1 protein-coding gene is annotated in these 1,161 nt (G+C 51.2%); it reads left to right on the plus strand.

Annotated features, from left to right (window positions below; genetic code table 11):
* Positions 1-22: 22 nt before the first annotated feature.
* Positions 23-1,161, plus strand: a 1,139-nt coding sequence (locus J7439_RS25520) for a hypothetical protein (RefSeq protein ID WP_209204867.1), incomplete at its 3' end; no start/stop codon positions are given.

Consider the following 1,161-nt stretch of genomic DNA (forward strand, 5'->3'; position numbering starts at 1 on the left):
AGGCTTGCCCGACAAAGCGAAGGTGGAAGCGCTCAAAGCGTGGGAGTGCTGGAAGGTGAACGGCGAATTCAGCCTGGAACTGCTGCGGGCCTTTTCCTCCATGATGAGCAGTAGGGGCTTGCCCGACCAAGCGAAGGTGGAAGCGCTCAAAGCGTGGGAGTGCTGGAAGGTGAACGGCGAATTCAGCCTGGAACTGCTGCGGGCCTTTTCCTCCATGTGTAATGGCAAAGGCTTGCCCGACCAAGCGAAGGTGGAAGCGTTCATGGCGTGGGAGTGCTGGAAGGTGAACGGCGAATTCAGCCTGGAACTGCTGCGGGCCTTTTCCTCCATGTGTAATGGCAAAGGCTTGCCCGACAAAGCGAAGGTGGAAGCACTCAAAGCGTGGGAGTGCTGGAAGGTGAACGGCGAATTCAGCCTGGAACTACTGCGGGCCTTTTCCTCCATGTGTAATGGCAAAGGCTTGCCCGACAAAGCGAAGGTGGAAGCGCTCAAAGCGTGGGAGTGCTGGAAGGTGAACGGCGAATTCAGCCTGGAACTGCTGCGGACCTTTTCCTCCATGTGTAATGGCAAAGGCTTGCCCGACAAAGCGAAGGCGGAAGCGTTCGTTCAATGGCTACCCTCGGATGAAAATAAGAATATTCTGAAACTTTCTTGCCGAATATTTGCAAGTTTTGGTTTACCCTCAGGAGAAAAACTGACTGAAAATGAGAAAACACTTCGCCGATGTCTTAATCAGCATGGTTGTACCACTGAACATGGAGACGACAATAGTGATGAAGATCTTTTAGAATCGAGTCAAATGAAAGCACTGGCTCTGTTCTTCTCCGGGCCCGCAAAATGGCGCATGAAAATTGCCGAATTCCAACAATATCTGGCTGCCCACAAGAGTCCTCGAAATGACAGAGTGGCTGTTCGTGCTGCGCTGAAATCATTGCTACCGATATTGGCTATCCATGGAGGAACTGGTATCCCGTTCTGGATTGAAAAATATCGTGAAAATCCACGCTGCAAAGGAGTACTCACTCAGGCATTAGCCATTCCTGCACCACTGGCTTTAACAAAATTTGCACTAACGCAACTCCCTGAATCTGAGATGCAGGAATACCTTGAACTTTGCAGAAACCTGAAGCCAGCCCCAACTCAGGAACAGTGGTATGCATT

The sequence above is a fragment of the Salinisphaera sp. G21_0 genome, assembly GCF_017744115.1.
In the GTDB taxonomy this organism is placed as follows: Bacteria; Pseudomonadota; Gammaproteobacteria; order Pseudomonadales; family Endozoicomonadaceae; genus Endozoicomonas.